General features: G+C 65.8%; 16 protein-coding genes. 4 read left to right on the top strand and 12 right to left on the bottom strand.

The window, feature by feature from the left end; genetic code table 11:
- Positions 1–43: 43 nt before the first annotated feature.
- Positions 44–1,504: an HDOD domain-containing protein gene (locus QYH69_RS11400; protein ID WP_308831962.1), complete on the top strand. Its 1,461-nt coding sequence runs from the start codon at positions 44–46 to the stop codon at positions 1,502–1,504.
- 228 nt (positions 1,505–1,732) lie between these two features.
- Here QYH69_RS11400 and QYH69_RS11395 read toward each other — a convergent pair whose 3' ends face one another.
- The 11 genes from QYH69_RS11395 to QYH69_RS11345 form a co-directional block, all read right to left on the bottom strand.
- On the bottom strand, positions 1,733–3,172 hold the full coding sequence (locus QYH69_RS11395) for an EAL domain-containing protein (protein ID WP_308831961.1): 1,440 nt from the start codon (positions 3,170–3,172) through the stop codon (positions 1,733–1,735).
- 336 nt (positions 3,173–3,508) lie between these two features.
- Positions 3,509–4,600 carry a succinylglutamate desuccinylase gene (astE, locus tag QYH69_RS11390; RefSeq protein WP_308831960.1) on the bottom strand — a complete coding sequence of 364 codons (1,092 nt, stop codon included), beginning with the start codon at positions 4,598–4,600 and terminating at the stop codon, positions 3,509–3,511.
- 87 nt (positions 4,601–4,687) lie between these two features.
- The gene (astB, locus tag QYH69_RS11385) at positions 4,688–6,028 is read right to left on the bottom strand and encodes an N-succinylarginine dihydrolase (RefSeq protein ID WP_308831959.1); all 1,341 of its coding nucleotides are present in this window, start codon (positions 6,026–6,028) and stop codon (positions 4,688–4,690) included.
- A 4-nt stretch (positions 6,029–6,032) separates the two neighbouring features.
- On the bottom strand, positions 6,033–7,502 hold the full coding sequence (astD, locus tag QYH69_RS11380) for a succinylglutamate-semialdehyde dehydrogenase (RefSeq protein WP_308831958.1): 1,470 nt from the start codon (positions 7,500–7,502) through the stop codon (positions 6,033–6,035).
- Positions 7,499–8,587 carry an arginine N-succinyltransferase gene (gene astA / locus QYH69_RS11375; protein WP_308831957.1) on the bottom strand — a complete coding sequence of 363 codons (1,089 nt, stop codon included), beginning with the start codon at positions 8,585–8,587 and terminating at the stop codon, positions 7,499–7,501. The genes astD and astA overlap by 4 nt, the downstream gene beginning before the upstream one ends.
- Complete coding sequence (gene aruF, locus QYH69_RS11370; RefSeq protein WP_308831956.1) at positions 8,584–9,651, bottom strand: arginine/ornithine succinyltransferase subunit alpha; 1,068 nt, start codon at positions 9,649–9,651, stop codon at positions 8,584–8,586. Before aruF ends, astA begins: the two co-directional genes overlap by 4 nt.
- A gap of 17 nt (positions 9,652–9,668) precedes the next feature.
- Positions 9,669–10,904, bottom strand: a complete 1,236-nt coding sequence (locus tag QYH69_RS11365; protein ID WP_308831955.1) for an aspartate aminotransferase family protein — start codon at positions 10,902–10,904, stop codon at positions 9,669–9,671.
- A 109-nt stretch (positions 10,905–11,013) separates the two neighbouring features.
- Entirely contained in the window at positions 11,014–12,000 is a 987-nt protein-coding gene (locus QYH69_RS11360) for a GlxA family transcriptional regulator (RefSeq protein ID WP_308832031.1), read from the bottom strand.
- A 173-nt stretch (positions 12,001–12,173) separates the two neighbouring features.
- Entirely contained in the window at positions 12,174–12,977 is an 804-nt protein-coding gene (locus QYH69_RS11355) for an ABC transporter ATP-binding protein (RefSeq protein ID WP_308831954.1), read from the bottom strand.
- 205 nt (positions 12,978–13,182) lie between these two features.
- Positions 13,183–14,292: a patatin-like phospholipase family protein gene (locus tag QYH69_RS11350; RefSeq protein ID WP_308831953.1), complete on the bottom strand. Its 1,110-nt coding sequence runs from the start codon at positions 14,290–14,292 to the stop codon at positions 13,183–13,185.
- A 42-nt stretch (positions 14,293–14,334) separates the two neighbouring features.
- The gene (locus QYH69_RS11345) at positions 14,335–14,892 is read right to left on the bottom strand and encodes a hypothetical protein (protein WP_308831952.1); all 558 of its coding nucleotides are present in this window, start codon (positions 14,890–14,892) and stop codon (positions 14,335–14,337) included.
- A 775-nt stretch (positions 14,893–15,667) separates the two neighbouring features.
- On the opposite strand from QYH69_RS11345, the gene QYH69_RS11340 reads away from it, so the two are divergent.
- Positions 15,668–16,666: an LLM class flavin-dependent oxidoreductase gene (locus QYH69_RS11340; protein WP_308831951.1), complete on the top strand. Its 999-nt coding sequence runs from the start codon at positions 15,668–15,670 to the stop codon at positions 16,664–16,666.
- Between the two features lie 223 nt (positions 16,667–16,889).
- On the opposite strand, the gene QYH69_RS11335 is transcribed toward QYH69_RS11340, so the two are convergent.
- Complete coding sequence (locus QYH69_RS11335) at positions 16,890–17,924, bottom strand: alpha/beta hydrolase (protein ID WP_308832030.1); 1,035 nt, start codon at positions 17,922–17,924, stop codon at positions 16,890–16,892.
- A gap of 585 nt (positions 17,925–18,509) precedes the next feature.
- Here QYH69_RS11335 and glgC point away from each other — a divergent pair.
- Together glgC and glgA are read left to right on the top strand one after the other, a co-directional pair.
- Positions 18,510–19,778: a glucose-1-phosphate adenylyltransferase gene (glgC, locus tag QYH69_RS11330; protein ID WP_308831950.1), complete on the top strand. Its 1,269-nt coding sequence runs from the start codon at positions 18,510–18,512 to the stop codon at positions 19,776–19,778.
- Between the two features lie 120 nt (positions 19,779–19,898).
- Positions 19,899–21,359, top strand: coding sequence for a glycogen synthase GlgA (gene glgA, locus QYH69_RS11325; protein WP_308831949.1), 1,461 nt, complete (start codon positions 19,899–19,901; stop codon positions 21,357–21,359).
- Positions 21,360–21,365 lie beyond the last annotated feature (6 nt).

Genomic DNA, 21,365 nt, shown 5'->3' with positions numbered 1-21,365 from the left:
GTCCGCTACTCACTGGAACACGTATGGCTTTTGCGGGACTCACATGTTAAAGGCGGCGTTGCTCGACAGGCTCTGGGGCAAGATGAGCGAACGCGGCGATTTTCCGATGCTGTCGCAGTCGCTCCGCACCACGATGGCCGCCGTCAAGAACGACGAACTCGACTTCACGTCGCTCGTTCAGGTTGTGCTCTCCGACTTCGCATTGACGCACAAGGTGCTGCGTCTTGCGAATTCGGCGATGTACATGGCGTTCGGCGGCAACATCACCACGGTCTCGCGCGCGCTGATGGTGCTCGGCATGGATGCGGTCGGCCATCTCGTCGTCGGCCTGCAGATCGTCGATCACTTTCACCATAGCGCGCCGCGCCGCATCGACGCGAAGCTCGAACTGAACCGCACGATGCTCTCGGGCTGCGTCGCGCGCAAGCTGACCGAACGCGGCGACCTGCGCGCGGGCGAAGAAGCGGTGGTGTGCACGCTGATGCGCCAGGTCGGCAAGCTGCTCGTTGTGTTCTATCTCGACACCGAATGGGACCAGATTCGCCGCCAGCTCGATGCAGGCGTCTCCGAAAAGGATGCGTGCGCAAGCATACTCGGCGTCTCGTACGAGGAGATCGGCATCGAGGCCGCGGCGCGCTGGCGCCTGCCGGAAATCATCCGCACCGGCATGACCGCATTCGATCCGTCCCGCGACGACGAGCCGCGTCAGACGCAATGGATGCGCGCCGTCACGACCTTCTCGACCGAAGTCGCGAACCTGCTGACCGCGCCCGACATGCCCATCGCCGTGCGCGACGCGCGTATCGCGGAACTCGCGCAGCGCTACAGCCGGCCGCTCAATACCGATGCGGACGTGCTCATCGAAATGAGCATCGCGCTCGCGCGTGAAGAAGCGGGCGACGGCGTGATGCGCGAAATCAACGAGCTGCGCGCGAGCGCCGACGCGATCGCGCGCGAGCCGCTCGAACCCGAGGATCGCATTCGCGCGGGCGTCGAAGACCTGCGCGCGCTGCCCGCGGACAACGCGCTCGCACCGGCGCTGACGCTGGCGTCCGAAACCGTGCTGGCGGGCCTCGGCTTCGACCGCACGGTGGTGTTCGTGCGCCAGGGCAGCGGCACGTTCAAGGCGAGCATGGGCTTCGGTCCGAAAGTCGACGCAGTGATGCCGCAGCTGTCGTTCGCCAGCGCATTCCAGCCGGACGTCTTCCACCTCGCCATCGCGAACTCGGTTGGCATCTTCATCGAGAACGCGCGCGACCCGAAGATGGTCGCGCGGCTGCCGGACTGGTACAAGCGTTCGTTCAGCGACGCGCGGTCATTCGTGCTGCTGCCGGTCATGCTCGAAAATCAGTCGACCGTCGCGCTGATGTATGGCGACTGGACGCACAATACCGAGCCGCGCCGCATCAGCCAGCAGGAAATGGCGGCATTGAACGAGCTATCGCGGGAACTGCGGCGTTTTTTCGTCCAAGCGCCGGTGGTGGGTGAGCTGGAGACGCTGTGACTCGATCCCCGCCAATGGGATTGATCAGAATCGCATCTCACTGAGCTGACAAATCTGCCGGCGCGGCCTGCCCTCGCGTATGTGCGCGGTATGCGCCGCTATGCGCCGCTGTGTGCCGCTGTGTGCCGCTGTGTGCCGCTGTGTGCCGCTGTGTGCCGCTGTGTGCCGCTGTGTGCCGCTGTGTGCTTGACCTGCACATTCGTACAGGCTTCGCACATTGACAGAGATTTAATCTTCGATCCGCTCGAGCCCTTCGGCTTCGGCGCTGCGATCGGCAATGCCGGCCCACGCGGCCGCGGTCAGCGCGAGTTCGGCCGCTTCCGGCACGGTCAACGGCGCGAGCGACTCGCAGGCCATCCCGACTTCGTCCCACGCGCCGCGTTCGAGCGCTTCGGTCAGCGTCAGCAGCATGCCGAGCGAGCCTTCGTGATGTTCGATTGCCGCGCGAATCGGCCGCGACAGCATCAGCACGTTGAGCGTGGTTTCGAGCGAACCGCCGAACACTGCATCGACGAACGAAAAGACGCCGGTCAGGAATGCCGCGTCGGTTTCGTCGCGCCCCGCCTCGGGCAACCGTGCAACCGCGAGTTCCATGAAACGCGCGCGCGATGCGGCAAGCTGCAGCAGCGGGTCGTCTTCGAGCGCGACCTTGCGGCCGTCCGCGTACAGCAGCAATTGCGTCCAGCGCGCGATCTTGTCGGTGCCCGTTGCGTTGATCGCATCGCGCAGCGTCGTGACGCGCAAGCCCAACGCTAGCCCGCTTGCATTCGCGAGACGCATCAGGTGCATGACGAGCACCGGATTGAGCTTCAGCTCCGCCTCGAGCTGCGCGACCGTCGGTTCGCCGGCCAGAAGCTGCAGGAGATTCAGCAGCGCATGGCGCGGCGCGCTCACGCGGCGCGTCGACGAAACGCTTTGCGCACGCGCGAAGAAATAACCCTGGAAGCGGTCGAAACCGAGATTGAAGGCGGTCTGGAAATCGTCGTGCGTATGCGTGTTGAGCGCGATCAGCATCTTGCCTGCCGACTTCAGTACGCGGGCGAGCTTCGGCAGCAGCGCGGCCGGCGTGCGCTGCAGATCGATCTTGACGGTCTCCGCATACGGCAAAAGGCGCGCGAAGCGGTCATCGACCTGCGTCACGTGATCGATTACGAAGCGAAAGCGCCGGCCGTGCAGCGTGACGATGCGCGCGATCAGTTCTTCATCCACGAGGATTTCAGGCGGCAACTCGAAAATGAACCGCTCGGGCGGCAGCGCCTTGACCGCCTCGTCGAACAGCAGTTCGCGGGTCGCATCGATATAGGCGGGATGCCCGGTCAGCGCGAGCCGCACCTCGGGCCGCACCAGCGCGCGAATCAGCTTGCCGACGCGCGCCTGGGTGGAGTCTTCGTTCGCGAAAAATTCGCCGTCGCCGTCGGCGCCGCTTTGCGGTTCAGTATTCTCGCCGGCATCGGCAGGCGCGGCGGCCTCGGCGGACACGAACGGTTGCTGGATTTTCAGCTCGAAACCGCACAGCATGCCGTCCCGGTTCAATAGCGGCTGGCGGGCGAAATAGACGTCGCGCGGCGCGCCTTCGGCGGTACTGCCGGCGTCGCTTCGCCGGTCGCCGTCAGTGGAACCCGAAAGGCCATCTGGCCGGCCTTCCTGCTGGACTGCGGTGGTGGTCATGCGGCTCCCCTATGGCAAGGCGCGGGTGGCGCTTTGCGCTCTCTTCGTTTTACCTGGCGGTGCAATGAACTTCGCGATCCGCATTGCATGGAGGCAATGTTCTCCGGCGGCCCGATCGAATGCATGGCCGCGATATTATCGGGCCGTCGTGCCGTGCGGCCGGTACCGATATCAGCCCCATGCGGGCCCATATCAGGCCATACGGCGCTCATGCGTGGATCAGACGCGACTCGGACGGAGCCCATGCGCGATACACCGGGTTCAGATGCCCGGCGATTTTAGCGCACGCACGCATGCCGCGGACAGCGAAATCGTGTGCGGGGAACGAAACTTCGCTTATTGCAGTGACGCGAGCGCGTGCTCCGTCGTTTCGACAACCATCAAGCCCGCGCGCAGCCCGGGTTTTACAGACGGATTCGGAAACACGATGCGCTCTTCCGGATGGCTCACCGTATAGCGATAACCGCCGTCGCGCGCGAGCAGCGTGTGTTGCGGATAGGCGGTGAAATTCGGCACATCGGCTTCGACGAACAGTTCGAATGCGTCGCTGTGCTTTGTGATCTGGTCGATCACCGTGAAGACGCGCGGGAGCCGCAGGTCGCCCGCCGTTGCATCGCCGGAACCGACGCGAGCGGCACGCTCATGTCCGCCATCACGCTGACCCGCAAGCAGGCTACGCAACGCGCGATCGGCGCCCGCAAAACGCGCGAGCTCGTTCTGTCCAAACGGACGCACCTTGCCGAGTTCGAGCGTGCATGCATCGGCGCCGCACGCTTCGGAGGTGAAATGCGAATACGTGGTGCTCTTCGCCGCATGCACGAGCACGGCCGCGATCTGCGCATCGCGCAGCCATTCGAACATTGCGTGCGACATCGGCTCGCCCGTATGCGGCAGCAGCGCAAAGCGCTCGAACACCGATGCGCGGATCGCCGTGTGCATATCGATATGCCAGCGCGCGCTGCGCCGTTGCGGTGCATTCGCGAAGAATCGCGCGGCCGCGCGTTCGAGCGCCGCGGCGCGCGGCGCTTCCTGGCTCTGCGGCAATTGCGCATGACGGCCGCTGAAAAGGCGGTTCAGATCGTCGTCGATATAACGGCACGCTGCGCGCATGGCCGCGACATTGCCGAGCACGACGAGCAGCCGGCACGCGAGCGGTGCCCGACCCTGCGCAATATCGCGCACGAGAGTCGACAGCAACTCGATCGGCGCGGTCTCGTCGCCATGAATGCCGGCCGACGCGAGCACGCTGTGCACGCCGGCCGCCTCGCATGCATCGCGTGCCTCGCTCCGAGCCACTACGGGCTCGAACTGCAGCACGCCATCGTCGAGCCAGGTCCAGCGCACGCCATCGGCGCACACGCCTTCGCGTTGCGCATCGGCATGCGGCGCGTTGCCGGCTAGCGTGTAGGCGAGAAAGTCGTCGAGCATCTTGCCCTGCCCCGTAATGGTTCCTGCGAAGCGCTGCCTCGGAGATTCAGCAGCAACGATCAACGCTGAACATTCAGCGCTGAACATTCAACGCTGGAAATCGTACAAGGATCCGACACGCAGAATCTGCGTCAGTTCATCGAGTGCCGTGCGTGATTCGTCGAGCAGTTGCGCGTCCGCGAGATCGCCCGGCGCGAGCCGGTCGCGATAGTGCCGGTCGATCCAGGCATCGAGCAAAGCGAACAGCCGCCCGTCGATCCATACGCCCGGCAGCACCGCTTCGCGCTCCGCGTCGGTCAGCACGACACGCAACCGCAGGCAGGCGGGACCGCCGCCGTTCTTCATGCTTTCGCGAAGATCGAATACCTTGACCTCGTCGATCGGTCCCGACCCCGCCACGAGCGTGTCGAGATAGCGCGCGACGCGCTCGTTTTCACGGCATTCCTGCGGCACGACGAGCATCTGCCTGCCGTCCTCGCGCATCAGCAACTGGCTGTTGAACAGATACGACGTGACCGCATCGTCGACGCTCACGAGCGCATCCGGCACTTCGATCACGTCGAATGGCGCATGCTGCGCGGCAAGCTTCGCGCGCAGTTCGTCATACACCGCGCTCGAGTCGACAAACGCGAGTTCATGGCAAAAGAGCGTGTGCCCGTTGCCGACCGCGATCACGTCGTTATGAAACACGCCCGCGTCGATCACGCCGGGATTCTGCTGCGCGTAGACGGTCGTTTCTTCGGTGAGCCCATGCCGCTGCGCGACGGCCCGGCTTGCCTCGAAGGTCTGCCGCGCCGGGTAGCGCTTCGGTTCCGGACCGCGCCGGTATTCGCTGCGGCCGTACACGAAGAATTCGACGCCGCGCTCGCCATACGCCGCGCAAAAGCGCGTATGGTTGGCCGCGCCTTCGTCGCCGAGCGCGGGCGTGCCCGGCAACGCTTCGTGCACCGCAAAGCGGTTCTCGTCGGCGAAGATCGCGCGCAGCGTGCGGCGCGTCGATTCGTGTTCGATCGCGCGATGCAATTTGCTGCACAGATTCGCCGGCGTGAAATGCACACGGCCGTCCGCGGTGTCGGCCGAGGGGCTCACGGTGGCCGCGTTCGCGGTCCACATCGCGGACGCGGAACTTGCCGCGGCGAGCAGTTCGGGCGCCTCCTTCGCGACCTTCGCAATCACGTTCGCGTCGGCGCCCGAGAAACCGAGTTCGCGCAACAGACGCAGCGACGGCCGCTCCTGCGGCGGCAACACGCCCTGCCGGAAACCGAGGTCGGCAAGCTGCTTCATCTTGCGCAGTCCCTGCTTCGCCGCGGCCTTCGGATTGGCGACGGACTTGTCGTTCGACAGCGACGCGACATTGCCGAACGAGAGGCCTGCATAGTTATGAGTCGGGCCCACCAGCCCGTCGAAATTCGCTTCGATCGCTCGCATGGTCCTATCCCTCGAAATGAAGTCCCGGCGACACGTTCGCGGGCATCTGCAACTGCGCGCTTTCGACCGACGCCATCGGGTACGAGCAATAGTCGGCCGCGTAGTACGCGCTGGGACGCTGGTTGCCCGAGCGCCCGATGCCGCCGAACGGCGCGGCCGACGACGCACCGTTGGTCGGCCGGTTCCAGTTGACGATGCCGGCACGAATAGCTCGCTGAAAATGCGTCCATTGCGTTTCGTCGTCGGCGAGCAGGCCCGCGGAGAGTCCATACGCGGTGTCGTTCGCACGCTCGATCGCGGCTTCAAAGGTGTCGTAGCGAATAATCTGCGCGAGCGGTCCGAAGTGCTCCTCGTCGGGCAGATCCGGCACAGCGGTGACGTCGAGAAGCGCCGGGCTCACGAAGCCAAGCGCGGGATCGCGCTGCCGCATGCCGAGCAGCGGGCGCGCGCCGCGTTCCACGAGGCGTGCCTCGGCTTCGACAAGCCGGGCGGCCGCATGCGCGGTGATGACCGCGCCCATATACGGCTGCGGGTCCGCATCGTACGTGCCGACCCGAATGCGCGATGTCACGTCCACGAGTCGCGCGACAAAGCGCTCGCCGAACGCATCGTCGGGCACGAGAATGCGGCGCGCGCACGTACAGCGCTGCCCCGCCGACAGGAACGCCGACTGGATCGTGTGATGGACGGCCGCATCGAGATCGGCCACTTGCGCGACGACGAGCGGATTGTTGCCGCCCATTTCGAGCGCAAGCACGATCTCCGGGCGTCCGCCGAACTGCTTGTGCAGCAGCGTGCCCGTGCCGGAGCTGCCGGTAAAGAAAAGCCCGTCGATCTGCCGATGATTCGCAAGCGCAACGCCTGTGTCTTTTTCGCCCTGTACGAGATTGAGCACGCCCGCGGGCAGCCCGGCTTCGTGCCACACCTCGACCGTTGCGCGCGCAACGGCCGGCGCGAGTTCGGACGGCTTGAACACCACGGCGTTGCCCGCGATCAGCGCCGGCACGATATGCCCGTTCGGCAGATGCCCTGGGAAGTTATACGGGCCGAACACCGCGACCACGCCATGCGGGCGATGCCGCAGCACCGCGGTGCCGTCGGCGATGACCGAACGCTTTTCGCCGGTGCGCTCGTGATATGCCTGAATCGAGATATCGACTTTCGCCGCCATCGATGCGACTTCGGTGCGCGCCTCCCATAGCGGCTTGCCGGTCTCGCGGCCGATCGTCGCGGCAAGCGCTTCCTTGCGTTCGCTCAGCAGCACGGCGAAGCGGCGCGCGATCGCGCAGCGCGCTTCGAACGCCGTGGCCGACCAATGCGCGAATGCGCGGCGCGCGCTTCTGACCGCGCGCTCGACATCCTCGGCCGATGCACTGTTGCCTTCCCAGACGAGCTCGTTCGTGCCGGGGTTGCGCGACGCGAACGCCGCGCCGGTGCCGGCAGTCCAGCTGCCGTCGATGAATAGTTCGCTCATGCGGATCCCTGTTTCTGTTTCGGTGTGTGCGTCGCCGCAAGCACGCGCACGGGGTCGCCGGCATGCACGCAGAGCGCCGCGGCTTCGTCGGCGGACAGACGGAACACGCCCGCTTCGACAACGCCAGGCGCGACGCCGACGCGAAAATCGTCGAGCGACGTATTCGAGACGAGCGAGCGCGGCGCTTCGCGTTCATTGCCGGCCTCGCGTTCGCGCGCGGCCCCGGCCGATTCCGGCGCGGCGTCGACGATCTCGACCGGCACGACCACGCTCTCGCGCACGGTGCGCAAATCGGCGATATGGCATTCGAGCACCGGGCCCGCATCGAAGATATCGACATGGTTCTCGTAACGGAGCCCCTCCGCTTCGAGCATCTTGCGCGCGGGCAGCGTATCGCTATGCGTGAGGCCGACGCATTCCTGCGCTTCTTCGGGCAGCAGATCGACATACACGGGAAAACGCGGCATCAGTTCGGCGAGAAACGACTTGCGGCCGTGCGAGCTCAGATAGTCGGCCGCATTGAAATCGATCTGATAGAAATGCGAGCCGACCGCGCGCCAGAACGGCGACGTGCCCTCCGCATCGAAATGGCCGCGCAGTTCCGCGCATATGCGCTGCGGAAAGCGCTCGCGGAACTGCGCGATGAACATGAAGCGCGAACGCGACAGCAAGCCGCCGACGCCGCTTGCGCGATAGCGCGGGCTTAGAAACAGCGAGCACACTTCCGCATAGCCGGTCAGATCGTGCGAAATATTGAGCGCGCGCATCAGCGTCCAGATGCCGAGATCCTGGCTCGCGTGCACGACCGTGCTCACACGATAGTTGTAGAACGGCTGATCGAGGCCGACCGCCGTTTCGATGCCGCATACGCCCGCGATGTCGCCCGTCGTGCTGTCTTCCATCACGAACAGATAGCCCTGCTCGTGCGGCGCCGCGCGATTGTCGAGCGTGCGGCGCGAGCGCGCGATGCGCGCCTCGAGCGCGGCGCGATCGGGCTTGAACGTGGTGAGGCCGGGGCCGGTTTCGCCCGCAAGGGCGACGAGCGCGTCGAGATCGCCCGTCTGCACGACACGCACGACGATCATGGGGCATCCTCCGAAGATGCGTGGTTCTCTTCCTGATGCAGGATCACGCAGCGCACGGCATCGCCGGCGTCGACGCCGAGCGCGGCACGCGCCGCGGCCGGCAACGGCGCACCCGCGTCGCGCTCGCGCGGCAAATCGACGAGCACGCAGCGGAATTCGCCGGGGCGGTTGCTCGCGGCCATATAAGTGGCGCTGTGCGCGCGATCGGGCGGCATGTCGTTTGCGGCGAGCACCGTGCGCATCTCGTTGCGCTTCACGCACGCGCTGCGATCGACCTGCGCGGTCAGCACCGGGCCCGCGTCGAAGATATCGACATAGCGGTCGGTCTCGAAGCCTTCTTCGAGATGAATCTCGTACGCGAGCAGCGCTTTTTCGTCGGGCTCGCCGAGCACGCGCTGCGCCGCTTCCGGCAGCAGCGGCACATAGATCGGATAGCTCGGCATCACTTCGGCGATAAACGTGCTGCTGCGGCCGCCCGACTGCACTTCGATATCGGCGAAGTTGCGGCCGAAAAACTTGCGGCCCACCGCCTCCCAGAACGGCGACACGCCCGCGTCGTCGGTCACGCCGAGCAGCAGCGAAAACACCTCGGGCGTGAAGCGCTTGCGGTTCGCGGCGATATACATCATGCGCGCGCGCGACAGCAGATGCGCGGCCGCGGCGCCCCGCAGCTCGGGCTCGATATAGAAGCCGCCGAGCCGGCTCTTGCCGGTCAGTTCGTGCGACATCGTCAGCGCGTGGATCTTGCGGTTCACATGCAGCTCGCGCGACGCATGAATCAGCGCATCGTTGCGAAACGCGTAGAACGGCTCCGCATAACCGGCTGCCGCGACGATGCTCGCGGTGCCGAGCAGCTTGCCGGTTTCGCTGTCTTCGAGCACGAACAGATAGAACTCCTCGCCCGGAAAATCGGCTTCTGCGCGAAACGAGTCTTCCGATAGCGCGACGCGCGCCTCGAGCGCGCGGCGGTCATGCGGCAGCGAATGCAGCACGGGCTGCGCGGCGCGCGCCATGCGTTCGAGCGCATCGAGGTCGGCGAGGCGGCCGGGGCGTACGAAGAGCATCGTCGTTCCTCAGTAGACTACTTTGCGTGCGACGCGGCCGTCGCACCGGCCACTTCCTCGATCGCCTTCGCGAGTCTTGCCAGACCCTCGTGCAGATCGTCGAGCGGAATGATCAGCGACGGCGCGAAGCGCAGCACGTCGGGCCCCGCCATCAGCATGATGAGCCCGTGCCGGCCTGCCGCCGTGACAAAGTCTTTCGCGCGCCCCTTGAATGCACCGTCGAGTTCGGCGCCGATCAGCAACCCCTTGCCGCGCACCTGCCTGAAGATGCCGAAACGCTCGTTGAGCTTCGCGAGCGTCTCCTGCAGAACCGTGCTGCGCGAGCGGACGCCGGCAAGCAGTTGCGGATCGCTGATCAGTTCCACCACCTTCAGCGCGATCGCCGATGCGAGCGGATTGCCGCCATACGTGGTGCCGTGCACGCCCACCTTGAAGTGCGCGGCCAGTTCTTTGGTGGTCAGCATCGCGCCGATCGGAAAGCCGTTGCCGAGCGACTTCGCCGTGGTCAGGATGTCGGGCGTCACATCGGTATCCTGATAGGCGTAGAAAAAGCCGGTACGGCCGACGCCCGTTTGCACTTCATCGAAAATCAGCAGCGCGCCGTGCCGGTCGCATGCTTCGCGCAGGGCGCGCAGAAACGCGGGATCGGCGGGAATCACGCCGCCTTCGCCCTGAATCGGCTCGACGACGACCGCGCATGTTTTCGGGCCGATCGCCTTGCGCGCCGCTTCGATATCGTTGTATGGCAGATGGACGATGCCGGCCGGCACGGGCCCGAAGCCCTCCGAGTATTTCGGCTGCCCGCCGACGCTGACGGTAAAGAACGTGCGGCCATGAAACGACTGCGTGAAGGAAACAATCTCGATCTTGTCCGCGCCATGCCGCTCGAACGCGACGCGACGCGCGAGCTTGAAGGCCGCCTCGTTCGCTTCGGCGCCGGAATTCGCGAAAAACGCGCGGTCGGCAAACGTCAGCTCTTCGAGCCGTTTTGCGAGGCGCAGCACGGGCTCGTTCGTATAGCCGTTGCCGATATGCCAGAGCTTCGCGCCCTGCCCGTTCAACACCTCGAGCAATTCGGGATGCGCGTGACCGAGCGCGGTGACGGCGATGCCGCCGGCGAAGTCGATATATTCGCGCCCTTGCGTGTCCCAGACACGCGAACCTTTGCCGCGGTCCGGCACGAACGATGCGGGAGAGAACACCGGCACCATTACTTCGTCGAAGGTCTGGCGTGTCACATTCTGGCCGTTCATGGCGGGATCCTCGTGGCGGGCAATATCGGTAGTGTAGAAAACGATGCGCGCGCCGTCTTGCGCATACGCGACGTGTTCTATCGAAGATCGCGAGGGGCGGCGTGCCGCGCTATCGTGCGTCGCGCGCCGGCGGCTCGCCCGGTGCGGCCGGCGCCGCGGGCGCGCCGTACGCCGGCGCGCCTGCCGCCTGCTTGTCGAGCCAGTTGCGGCGTTCTTCGCGCGGCGTCACATTGAAGCGCTCGCGATAAGCATTCGAAAAATGCGCGGCCGACGAAAACCCGCACGCAAGGCTGATCTGCACGACCGACTTGCTCGTGCGCTGCAACTGCGTGCGCGCCTTCGCAAGCCTCAGGCCCAGATAGTAGCGGGACGGCATCGCGCCGAGGTACTGGCGAAACAGCCGCTCGAGCTGGCGCCGCGACACGCCGACGAGACCCGCGATCTCGTCGGTCGTGAGCGGATCTTCGATGTTCGCTTCCATCAGCAGCAGCGCGTCGTTCAGATGCGGATGGCGTTCGCCCGGCGCCGTCACATACGGAATGCGCTGCCGCTCGGCGCCCGCGCGCAGCGTGCCGACGCCAAGCGCATCGGCGATCCGTTCGGCGAGTGGCTGGCCGTGGTCGCGCGCAATCATCGCAAGCATGAAGTCGACGCTCGCCTGGCCGCCCGCGCAGGTCGCACGGTCGCGATCGATTTCGAAGATCTGCTGCGTGACGATCGCTTGCTCGAACTGCTCGGTGAACTGCTGATACGTCTCCCAGTTGGCGCTCACGCGATAGCCGGACAATTGCCCCGCCATCGCGAGCCACCAGACGCCGTGATGAATGCCTGTCACGAGCGGCGTGCGCTCGCTCGCACGTGCGAGGTTCGCGAGAAAAAGCCGGTAGTCGGAGAATGGCTCGAAACGCTCGCTGATCACGATCAGCCAGTCGCACGCGAGGGCGGCGCCGAATGCGGCGTCGGCCGGCCATTGCGCGCCGCCCGCCAACGGCACGGCGCGCCCGTCCGCGGAGCAGACCTGCCAGCGGTACAGTGCGCGGCCATCGATTTCATTCGCGAGATTCAGCGTATCGACGACCGGTCCGACGCCGGACATCGACACCGGCGGCAATGCAACGATCGCGACCTGCGTGGTGCGCGGAGCGCCGGTTTCAGCGCCGGTTCGCGCCTGGGCTCGAGCGCCTGCGCCAACGCTGCTCTCGGCGCGGCCGGCGTCTTCGCCAGTACTGCTGCCGGAATCGGCACGGATCGATCGCGTCATGCACGCCGCTACTTGAGGCTGCCGGACAGAAACTGCCTGAGCCGCTCGCTCCTCGGTGTAGCGAGCACTTCGGCGGGCGGCCCTTCCTCTTCGGTGCGGCCCTGATGCAGGAACATCACGTGATTCGACACGTTGCGCGCGAAGCCCATCTCATGCGTGACGACGATCATCGTGCGGCCTTCGTCGGCGAGCGCCTGCATGACCTTCAGCACTTCGCCGACGAGTTCGGGGTCGAGCGCCGAGGTCGGTTCGTCGAACAGCATGACATCGGGGTTCATCGCGAGCGCACGCGCGATCGCGACGCGCTGCTGCTGCCCGCCCGACAGGTGCGACGGATACTGCTTCTCGAGCCGCGGCGCGAGGCCGACCTTCTCGAGGTACGTGCGCGCGCGGTCTTCGGCTTCCTTGCGAGACAGGCCCAGCACATGGATCGGCGCTTCGACGACGTTCTCCAGCACCGTCATGTGCGCCCACAGATTGAAGTGCTGGAACACCATGGCGAGTTTCGTGCGGATGCGCTGCAGCTGTTTGTGGTCGGCCACTTCGAAATTGCCTTCGCGGTCGGCCCTGGTGCGCACCGTTTCGCCGTCGACGATGATCTTGCCCGCGTTTGGCCGCTCGAGAAAATTGATGCAACGCAGAAACGTGCTTTTGCCCGAGCCGCTCGCGCCGATAATGCTGATCACATCGCCCTTCTGCGCGTTCATCGACACGCCCTTCAGCACTTCGTTGTCGCCATAGCGCTTGTGGATATCCTGCACGACGAGCTTGCAGACTTCATCCCTGGCTTGAGTTTGACTGTTATCGGGCAAGATGGTCTCCAGTGCAGAGGAGTCGATGGCGCGGCACGGCAAGGTCCGCGACGGCATCAGGATCGCCGTATTGCTGCACAAAGGCAAGGAACGGCGCAGCGCGGAAAATAGCACATCCGGGCAGCGTCGCGCGACGCTCGGCATCACATACGAAACCGCTCGAACCCGCGGCGACCCATTCAAACCGACGAGCCGCGAACGCGCGTCATTCGCCGAGCAGCGCGCGGATCGCGGGCAGCATGGCCTCGACGGCCGCGCGCCCTTCGGCGATAGCCGGCTGCGCACGATGAAAATCGAAGATGCCGAGGCCGCCGAGACGCGGCTGGATCAGCACGTCGGCCGGTTCGCCGGCGAGGCGGCTGCGGGTGATGCGCACCTGCATGATGTCGATGCTCTGTGCGATCGAACTGAGCATCGACGGCACGCGCGCGCTCGGCGCCGGCGGCACCCGGACGTCGCCCGGATGCACATTGCCTACGTGCACGTCGCCCACGCGATCTTCGAATCCCGGCGCCGGCTGCAGCCAGCGCGGCCACGGTTTGCCGTTACGGCGCAATGCGCGCGTCCCGTCGGCAGGCTCAACCTGGTCCGCAAGCGACGGCCCCGTCAGCAGCACATCGGCCTGCGGGTGAAGCGGATTTTCGAGCGGCATGGGCGCGGCCGCGCGAGGCGCCGCGCGTGGGCGCGCCCGCGCACGCGGCCGTGCGGTGGCCGGCAACGGCAGCGCCAGGCCGCCGAGGTCGCGCCCATTCAGGATGTCGTTGTTCAGGTCGACGGCAATCACACAGTCCGCGCGCATCCCGCGCGCGACCGATACCGGCACCGGATTCGCAAGCCCTCCATCGACGAGCCAGACCCCCTCATGCCAGACCGGCGTGAAAATGCCTGGAATCGCGATCGACGCGCGTACTGCGTCGACGACACTGCCTTCCTGCAGGCACGTCTCGCGGCCCGTATCGAGCTCGGTGGCGACCGCCGCGAACGGCATCTTCAGGTCGCGAATTTCGCAGCCGTTGAAGCGCTCGGCAAAGACCTGAATCACCTTCTTGCCGCCGAACAGTCCACCCGAGAAACGCAGATCGAGCAGCCTCACGACCGACTGCCACGTGAGCCGCGAGACCCAGTCCTCGAGCCAGTCGAGGTCGCCGTGCGCATAGACCGCGCCGACCAGCGCGCCGATCGACGTGCCGCAGACGACGTCGGGCTTGATGCCCGCCTCGTGCAGCGCGCGAATCGCCCCGATATGCGCCCAACCGCGCGCGGCGCCGCCGCCGAGCACGAGACCGATCTTCTTGTAACGACGTCGATGCGCCACCTGCCTGCCCTCTCCTCGTATTGCCGTCAATGACCTGGCCGCTCAATGGCCGCGCATCACATCCGAGCGCGACGTCGTGTAGACGACGTGATTCGCATCGAAATGCACATTGAAGAACGCTTCCTCGGTGACGCCGCCTTCGCGCCACTTCCAGCTCCACACCGTTTCGGGCTTCAACGGATAGACCGCGATCTGGCCGGGCTTGCCGAGCAGCCGGCGCACTTCGTCCTCGGTCATGCCGGCGCGGATTTTCGCGAAGTTCGCTGCGGTCAGCACCTGCGTGACGGCCTGCAAGCGGCCGTCTGGACCGATGTCGACCATATAGGTGTTGAGGCCTTCCGGACCGCGCGGATATTCGAGGCGCTTCGAGCCGTCGGTGAAGTAGCGCTCGGTTTCTGGCTTGCCCATCTGGTCGCGAATCTGCGCCTCGGTCGTGACGCCGGGCGTGAGTCCCTTGAGCAGCAACACGTCGGGCTTGATCGCGTTGAAGAAATCCTTGAGCTTCTGCACGGCTTGCCCGGTCTGTTGATTGTCGCAGCCAGTCAGTGCAATCGATGCGCCGAGCGTGGCCGCGACCAGCGATGAATAGCGGAAGGCCATCTGAAAGCGTGGAAGGTGACGGATGTCACGAAGTCAGCGACGTGACAGGATACCGCAGACGGGCGAAGCGGCGCGCAATGCTGCGAAGCCAGGACGAACCGGACGTGCCGCGGCCCCTGAGCGAGCTTCGGCGCACGCGCGCAGCGGCACGCACGGACCGCGGGGCCGATCGGATCGGTGCGTGGGAGATGGATGCGCGGAAATGTGAACGGAGATCGGGAGGGCAACACAACGGCCGCGGGCGCTTCGTCCCACGGCCGTTGTGCATGCTCCGCTTTGTGCGGCCGCGCGTACGCGACCGGTTGGCCCCTCGACTATGCGCCGATTGTTCACAATCTAGCGTCGCAAGGACGAACACGCGAGAGCGCGTTTACACCGAATCGGCTGACGAAACTTCGATCACGCGCGATGCCGACGATACGCGCGAATGATGCGACGGCGTCAAGCACCGGCTGAGCCGGTCGCCCGCTGCGTCCGGGGGTGCACTGCGTAGCCGACCTACGCGTGACGAGCTCAAGCGACCGGCGTCGAAGTCCGAGGAAGGCCGCGGCCATGTCGACAGCGCCAGCTTCAGGCTAATGCGCTCGTGCCTGCATTTCTGTGCGAATTCACACGCTTGCGGCTGCGGCGCAGACTCGCTGCCGCCCAGCCCCGGCATCGTGCAGCCCGACCATGCGGCGATTGTGGACTTATCGCGGCCTTCAGCGGAAATGAAAGCGGTTTGGCACAATCCGCTCTGATCTGCGCCGCTCGAGCGGCCTTCCTCTGGATTGCCATGATTCCCTTTTCCGTACTCGATCTGTCTCCGATCACCGCCGGCTCGACCGCCGGCGACGCCTTCCGCAACACGCTCGACCTCGCGCAACATGCGGAACGCTGGGGCTACAAGCGCTTCTGGCTGGCCGAGCATCACAACATGACGGGCATCGCGAGCGCCGCGACGTCGGTCGTGATCGGCCACGTCGCCGGCGGCACGCAAACCATCCGCGTCGGCTCGGGCGGCGTCATGCTGCCCAATCACGCGCCGCTCGTCATCGCGGAGCAGTTCGGCACGCTCGCATCGCTGTATCCGGGCCGCATCGATCTCGGTCTTGGCCGCGCGCCCGGCACGGACCAGACCACCGCGCGCGCATTGCGCCGCGATCTGCAGGGCAGCGCAGACTCGTTTCCCGACGACGTCGTCGAACTGCAGCGCTATTTCGCCGAACCCGTCGCGGGCCAGCGCGTGCGCGCGGTGCCGGGCGCGGGACTCAATGTGCCGCTGTGGCTGCTCGGCTCGAGCCTTTTCAGCGCGCAACTGGCCGCGGCGCTCGGCCTGCCGTTCGCGTTCGCGTCGCACTTCGCGCCCGATCATATGATGACCGCGCTGCAACTGTATCGCGCGCAGTTCCGCCCCTCGGCTGCGCTCGAGCGGCCGTATGCGATGGTCGGCGTCAATCTGTTCGCCGCCGATACGAACGACGAAGCGCGGCGACTCTTCACATCGCTGCAGCAGCAGTTCGTCAATTTGCGGCGCGGCACGCCGGGGCAGTTGCAGCCGCCCGTCGAGCGCCTCGAAGCATCGGAGTTCGAACTGGCGAGCGTCGCGCATTCCCTCGCCTATTCGGTGATCGGCGACCGCGACACGGTGCGCGAGCAACTCGCGTCGATCGTGGAGCAGACCGCCGCCGACGAATTGATGCTGACCGCGCAGATCTACGATCACGCAGCGCGCCTGCATTCGTTCGAACTGGCCGCGCAGATTCGCGACGAACTCGACGCGGCGGCGCGATAACGGCGCATCGGCAGCCGCCTGCAGGCGGGTGCAGGTACGACGGTCGAGCCGATCGGCCTCGCCGCCGCGGCGGCGTACCGGGTATCGCTCGCACACGCCTGAACGCGGATCGTACGGTGGCGGCTCACGCATGCGGCGCCACGATCTACGAATCCCGATGCGTAACCGTGAAATTCACGTTTTACCGTTACAGGGCCTGGACACTTCGGGCCGCGCAACTGCGTTACTTCGCGCCCTGCACCGCGGCCATTCCGTCTAGCAGCGCCTTGTGAAACGCCTGAGGATCCTGCAGCTGCGGCGCATGACCGAGCGTCGGGAATTCGATAAGCGTCGCATGCGGAATCGCGCGGGCCGCAGCCTTGCCGAGCTCCGGATAATGGCCAAGCTTCGCGCGCACGTCGGGCGGCGCGGCGTCCTTGCCGATCGCGGTGTTGTCCTTGTCGCCGATCATCAGCAGCGTCGGCACCTTAAGCAGCCCGAACTCGTAATAGACGGGCTGCGTATAGATCATGTCGTAGAGCAGCGCGGAATTCCAGGCAACGAGTTGCTTGCCCGGTCCGCGATACATGCCCGCGAGCATTTGCACCCACGGTTCATAGGCATCGCTCCATTGGCCTGCGTAGTACGTGGCCTGCTCGTAGCGGCGGATCTTGTCCGCGCTGGTCTTGAGCTCGCGCGCATACCACTGGTCGACCGAGAGCGAGGGCACGCCCTTCGCCTTCCAGTCTTCGAGGCCGATCGGGTCGACCAGCACGAGTTGCTGCGTCGCGTCCGGGTACATCAGCGCATAGCGGATCGCGAGCATACCGCCCGTCGAATGGCCGATCATCGTCGCGCGCGTCACGCCGATCGATTCGAGCAGATCGTGCGTATTGCGCGCGAGCTGCTGGAACGTGAACTGGTAACGCTCGGGCTTGCTCGACTTGCAAAAGCCGATCTGATCCGGGGCGATGACGCGGTAGCCGGCATCGCTCAAGCGGCGGATCGTCTCTACCCATGTCGCGCCGCAAAAATTCTTGCCGTGCAGCAGCACCGCGGTGCGGCCGTTCGCATGGGCCGGGTCGGCGGGCGCGACATCCATATACGCCATATGCAGCGGTTCGCCTTGCGACATGAAGGTGAACTGGCGCACCGGATACGGGTAGTCGAAGCCTTCGAGTTCGGGGCCGTAGGCCGGCCCGGCGTCGCCGGCCGCTGTCCCGCTGCTCCCGGAAACGCCGGAAGCCGCGCCGGCGGCGGACACGGCCACCGGCGCCATACCGGTGCCCTCGGCCGCCTGAACGGCCGGCGCCAGCGCGATCGTCAGCGCACAGACGCCACCCGTCAACGCAGACGAAACTCGGGAAACCGAAAGGTAAACCGAAGGGAAAACTGCGGGCAAAAGCGAAGACAACGACGCGAGCGTGAAAGGATGGCGCGGTTTCATGGATTTGTTGTTGATTGAGAGGCGCAGGGGCAAGCCGCTTGCCATGCATCGCTATCGACCACCGATCGCGGTGCACGGCAGCAGTAACCCGAACTTGAACCGACGTGGATCGGAGCGGATGATTCTACCTGGCGCCGCTCGAACGCGCTGGCGCAAGCGCAGCCGGCACCCATGCCCGCGCGGGCGCGAGGAGGCACGAGGAGGCACGAGGAGGCACGAGGCTTGCAGCATGCAGTCTTGCCGCGCATTGCGTGCGGGGTCCGCAAGGTCCAGACTGTCGAAGCTCGCATTCACAACAACAAACAAGAACAATACGGTTCGCAGCACGTCAGCTTGTCCGTCCGGGGGCTTCATCGAAAGCAACAGCGACCCGCATAAGCGCCAAAGCGCCATCGCAGGTCGACAAAGGAGACGCAGATGGATACTCCGGCAAGCCTGAACGATCTGCAACACACCACGCTCGCCATTGTGCTTGCGGGCGGCCGCGGCACCCGGCTCGGGCCGCTCACCAACAAGCGCGTCAAACCGGCCGTTCACTTCGGCGGCAAATACCGCATCATCGATTTCGCGTTGTCGAACTGCCTGAACTCGGGCATCCGCCGCATCGCCGTGGTCACGCAATACAAGGCGCATTCGCTGCTGCGGCACGTGCAGCGCGGCTGGGGTTTCCTGCGCGGCGAGTTCAACGAGTTCATCGATCTGTGGCCCGCGCAGCAGCGCGTCGAAGGCGCGCACTGGTATCGCGGCACGGCCGACGCGGTGTTCCAGAACCTCGACATCATCCGCTCGATCGGGCCGAAGTACATCATCGTGCTGGCGGGCGACCACATCTACAAGATGGACTACACGCGCATGGTGATGGACCATGTGGAAAGCGGCGCGGACTGCACGGTCGGCTGCATCGAGGTGCCGCGCATGGAAGCGGTCGCCTTCGGCGTGATGGCCGTCGACGAACAGCGCCGCGTGACGGGCTTCGTCGAAAAGCCGGCCGATCCGCCCGCGATGCCGGGGCGCCCCGATATCGCGCTGGCCAGCATGGGCATCTATGTGTTCAACGCGCAATACCTGTACGAACAGCTCGAGGACAACATCACGAGCGTCGCGACGGACCACGACTTCGGCAAGGACATCATTCCGCGCGTCGTGACCTCGGGCAAGGCGATCGCGCATCCGTTCAGCATGTCGTGCGTCTCGTCGGACCCGACCGTGGAGTCTTACTGGCGCGACGTCGGTACCATCGACGCATACTGGGCCGCGAATCTCGACCTCGCGTCGACGATTCCGACGCTCGACCTGTACGACCGCAACTGGCCGATCTGGACGCATCTCGAGCAGTTGCCGCCCGCCAAATTCGTGCGCGACCTGAATGGATTGCAGGGGTCGGCGACGAACCTGGTTGTCTGCGCGGGCTGCGTGATCTCGGGCTCGCAGATTTCCCGCTCGGTGCTGTCGACGAACGTCGTCGTGAACTCATTCTGTAACATCAATGAGGCAGTCTTGTTGCCGCAGGTAACGATCGGCGCGAGCTGCCGGCTGCGCAAGGTCGTAATCGACCGCGGCTGCCAGATTCCGGACGGCACGGTGATCGGCGAAGACCCGGCGCGCGATGCCGAACGGTTCTATCGCACCGAAAGCGGCGTCGTGCTCGTGACGCCCGAAGCGTTGCGACGGGACGCGGCACGCTGAGACCGGAGCGCACGCACGTCGGCACGCCTGCGCGCAGCACGGCATATGTGATTTCCAGAAGGCCGCCGCGCGCCGCGGCGGCACAAACATCGACGAACCCGGACTGCGAGGACGACGCCTATGACGATTCGCGCGCTGCACGTAGCAAGCGAGCTGTATCCCCTTCTGAAGACAGGCGGCCTCGCCGACGTAACCGGCGCGCTGCCGCCCGCGTTGATCGAGCTCGGCGCCGACGTGCGCGTGCTGCTGCCGGGCTTCCCGTCCGTGCTCGCGGGACTGGCGGACCTGAAGCCCGTCGCGCGCCTCGAACGCACTTTCGGCGCGCGCGAGGCGACGCTCGAACAGGGCACGCTCGCGGCGAACGGCGTGATCGTCTATGTGCTGCGCGCCGACGCGTTTTACGAGCGGCCCGGCAATCCGTATCTCGATGCGCAACATGTGCCGTATGGCGATAACGCGCAGCGTTTCGCGCTGCTCGGCTGGTGCGCCGCGCAATTGGCGCAGCATCTCGATCCGGCCTGGGCGCCGCAGATCGTGCACGCACACGACTGGCACGCGGGCCTCGCGCCCGCCTATCTGAAGGCCGCCGGGCGCGAGCGCGGCCGGCCGCTCGCGAAAAGCGTGTTCACGGTGCACAACCTCGCCTACCAGGGCGTCTTCCCGGCGCAACAGTTCGGCATGCTCGGACTGCCGTCGGACTTCTTCGGCATCGACGGCATCGAGTTCTACGGCCAGATGTCGTTCCTGAAAGCGGGCCTCTACTTTTCGGACCGCCTGACTACCGTCAGCCCAACCTATGCGCGCGAAATCCAGACGCTCGCCCAAGGCGGCGGTCTGCACGGCCTGCTGCGCCAACGCACGCACGACCTGTCGGGCATTCTGAACGGTGTCGACTACACGGTCTGGAAGCCGTCGACCGACACGCTGCTGCCCGCGCGCTATACCGACACGCGCCTTGCCGGCAAGCGCGCCTGCAAGACGTCGCTGCAGGCCCGCTTCGGGCTGCCGCAGAAAAGCGACGTGCTGCTGTTCGGCGTGGTAAGCCGGCTCACCGAGCAGAAAGGCCTCGACCTGCTGCTCGCCGCGCTGCCCGAAATCATCCGGCGCGGCGGTCAACTGGTCGTGTTCGGCACCGGCGACCCCGCGCTCGAAACGGGCCTGCAACGCGTCGCGCAGACGCATCCGGAATCGGTCGCGGTCGAACTCGGCTTCGACGAGACGCTCGCGCACGCGATCATCGCCGGCAGCGACGTCGTCGCGGTGCCGTCCCGTTTCGAGCCGTGCGGGCTCACGCAGCTCTACGCGCTTGCTTATGGCACGCTGCCGCTCGTGCATCGGGTGGGGGGCCTCGCCGACACGGTCGTCGACGCATCGCTCGAAAATCTCGCCGACGAAGCCGCGACCGGCTTCGTGTTCGACCGCTTCGAGCCCGAGGCGCTCGCCGCCGCGATCCGCCGCGCCTTTGCGCTGTACGCGCGGCGCAGCGAATGGAAGGCCACGCAGCAGCGCGCAATGCGCGAGGATTTCGGCTGGAGCACGTCGGCCGGACGGTACCTGGCGTTGTATCGCGAGCTCGTCTGACTCACC

It is taken from the genome of Paraburkholderia sp. SARCC-3016 (genome assembly GCF_031119615.1).
Classification (GTDB): Bacteria; Pseudomonadota; Gammaproteobacteria; order Burkholderiales; family Burkholderiaceae; genus Paraburkholderia.
The sequence above is the reverse complement of the archived record's forward strand: the minus strand, read 5'-3'. Positions and strand labels throughout refer to the sequence as shown.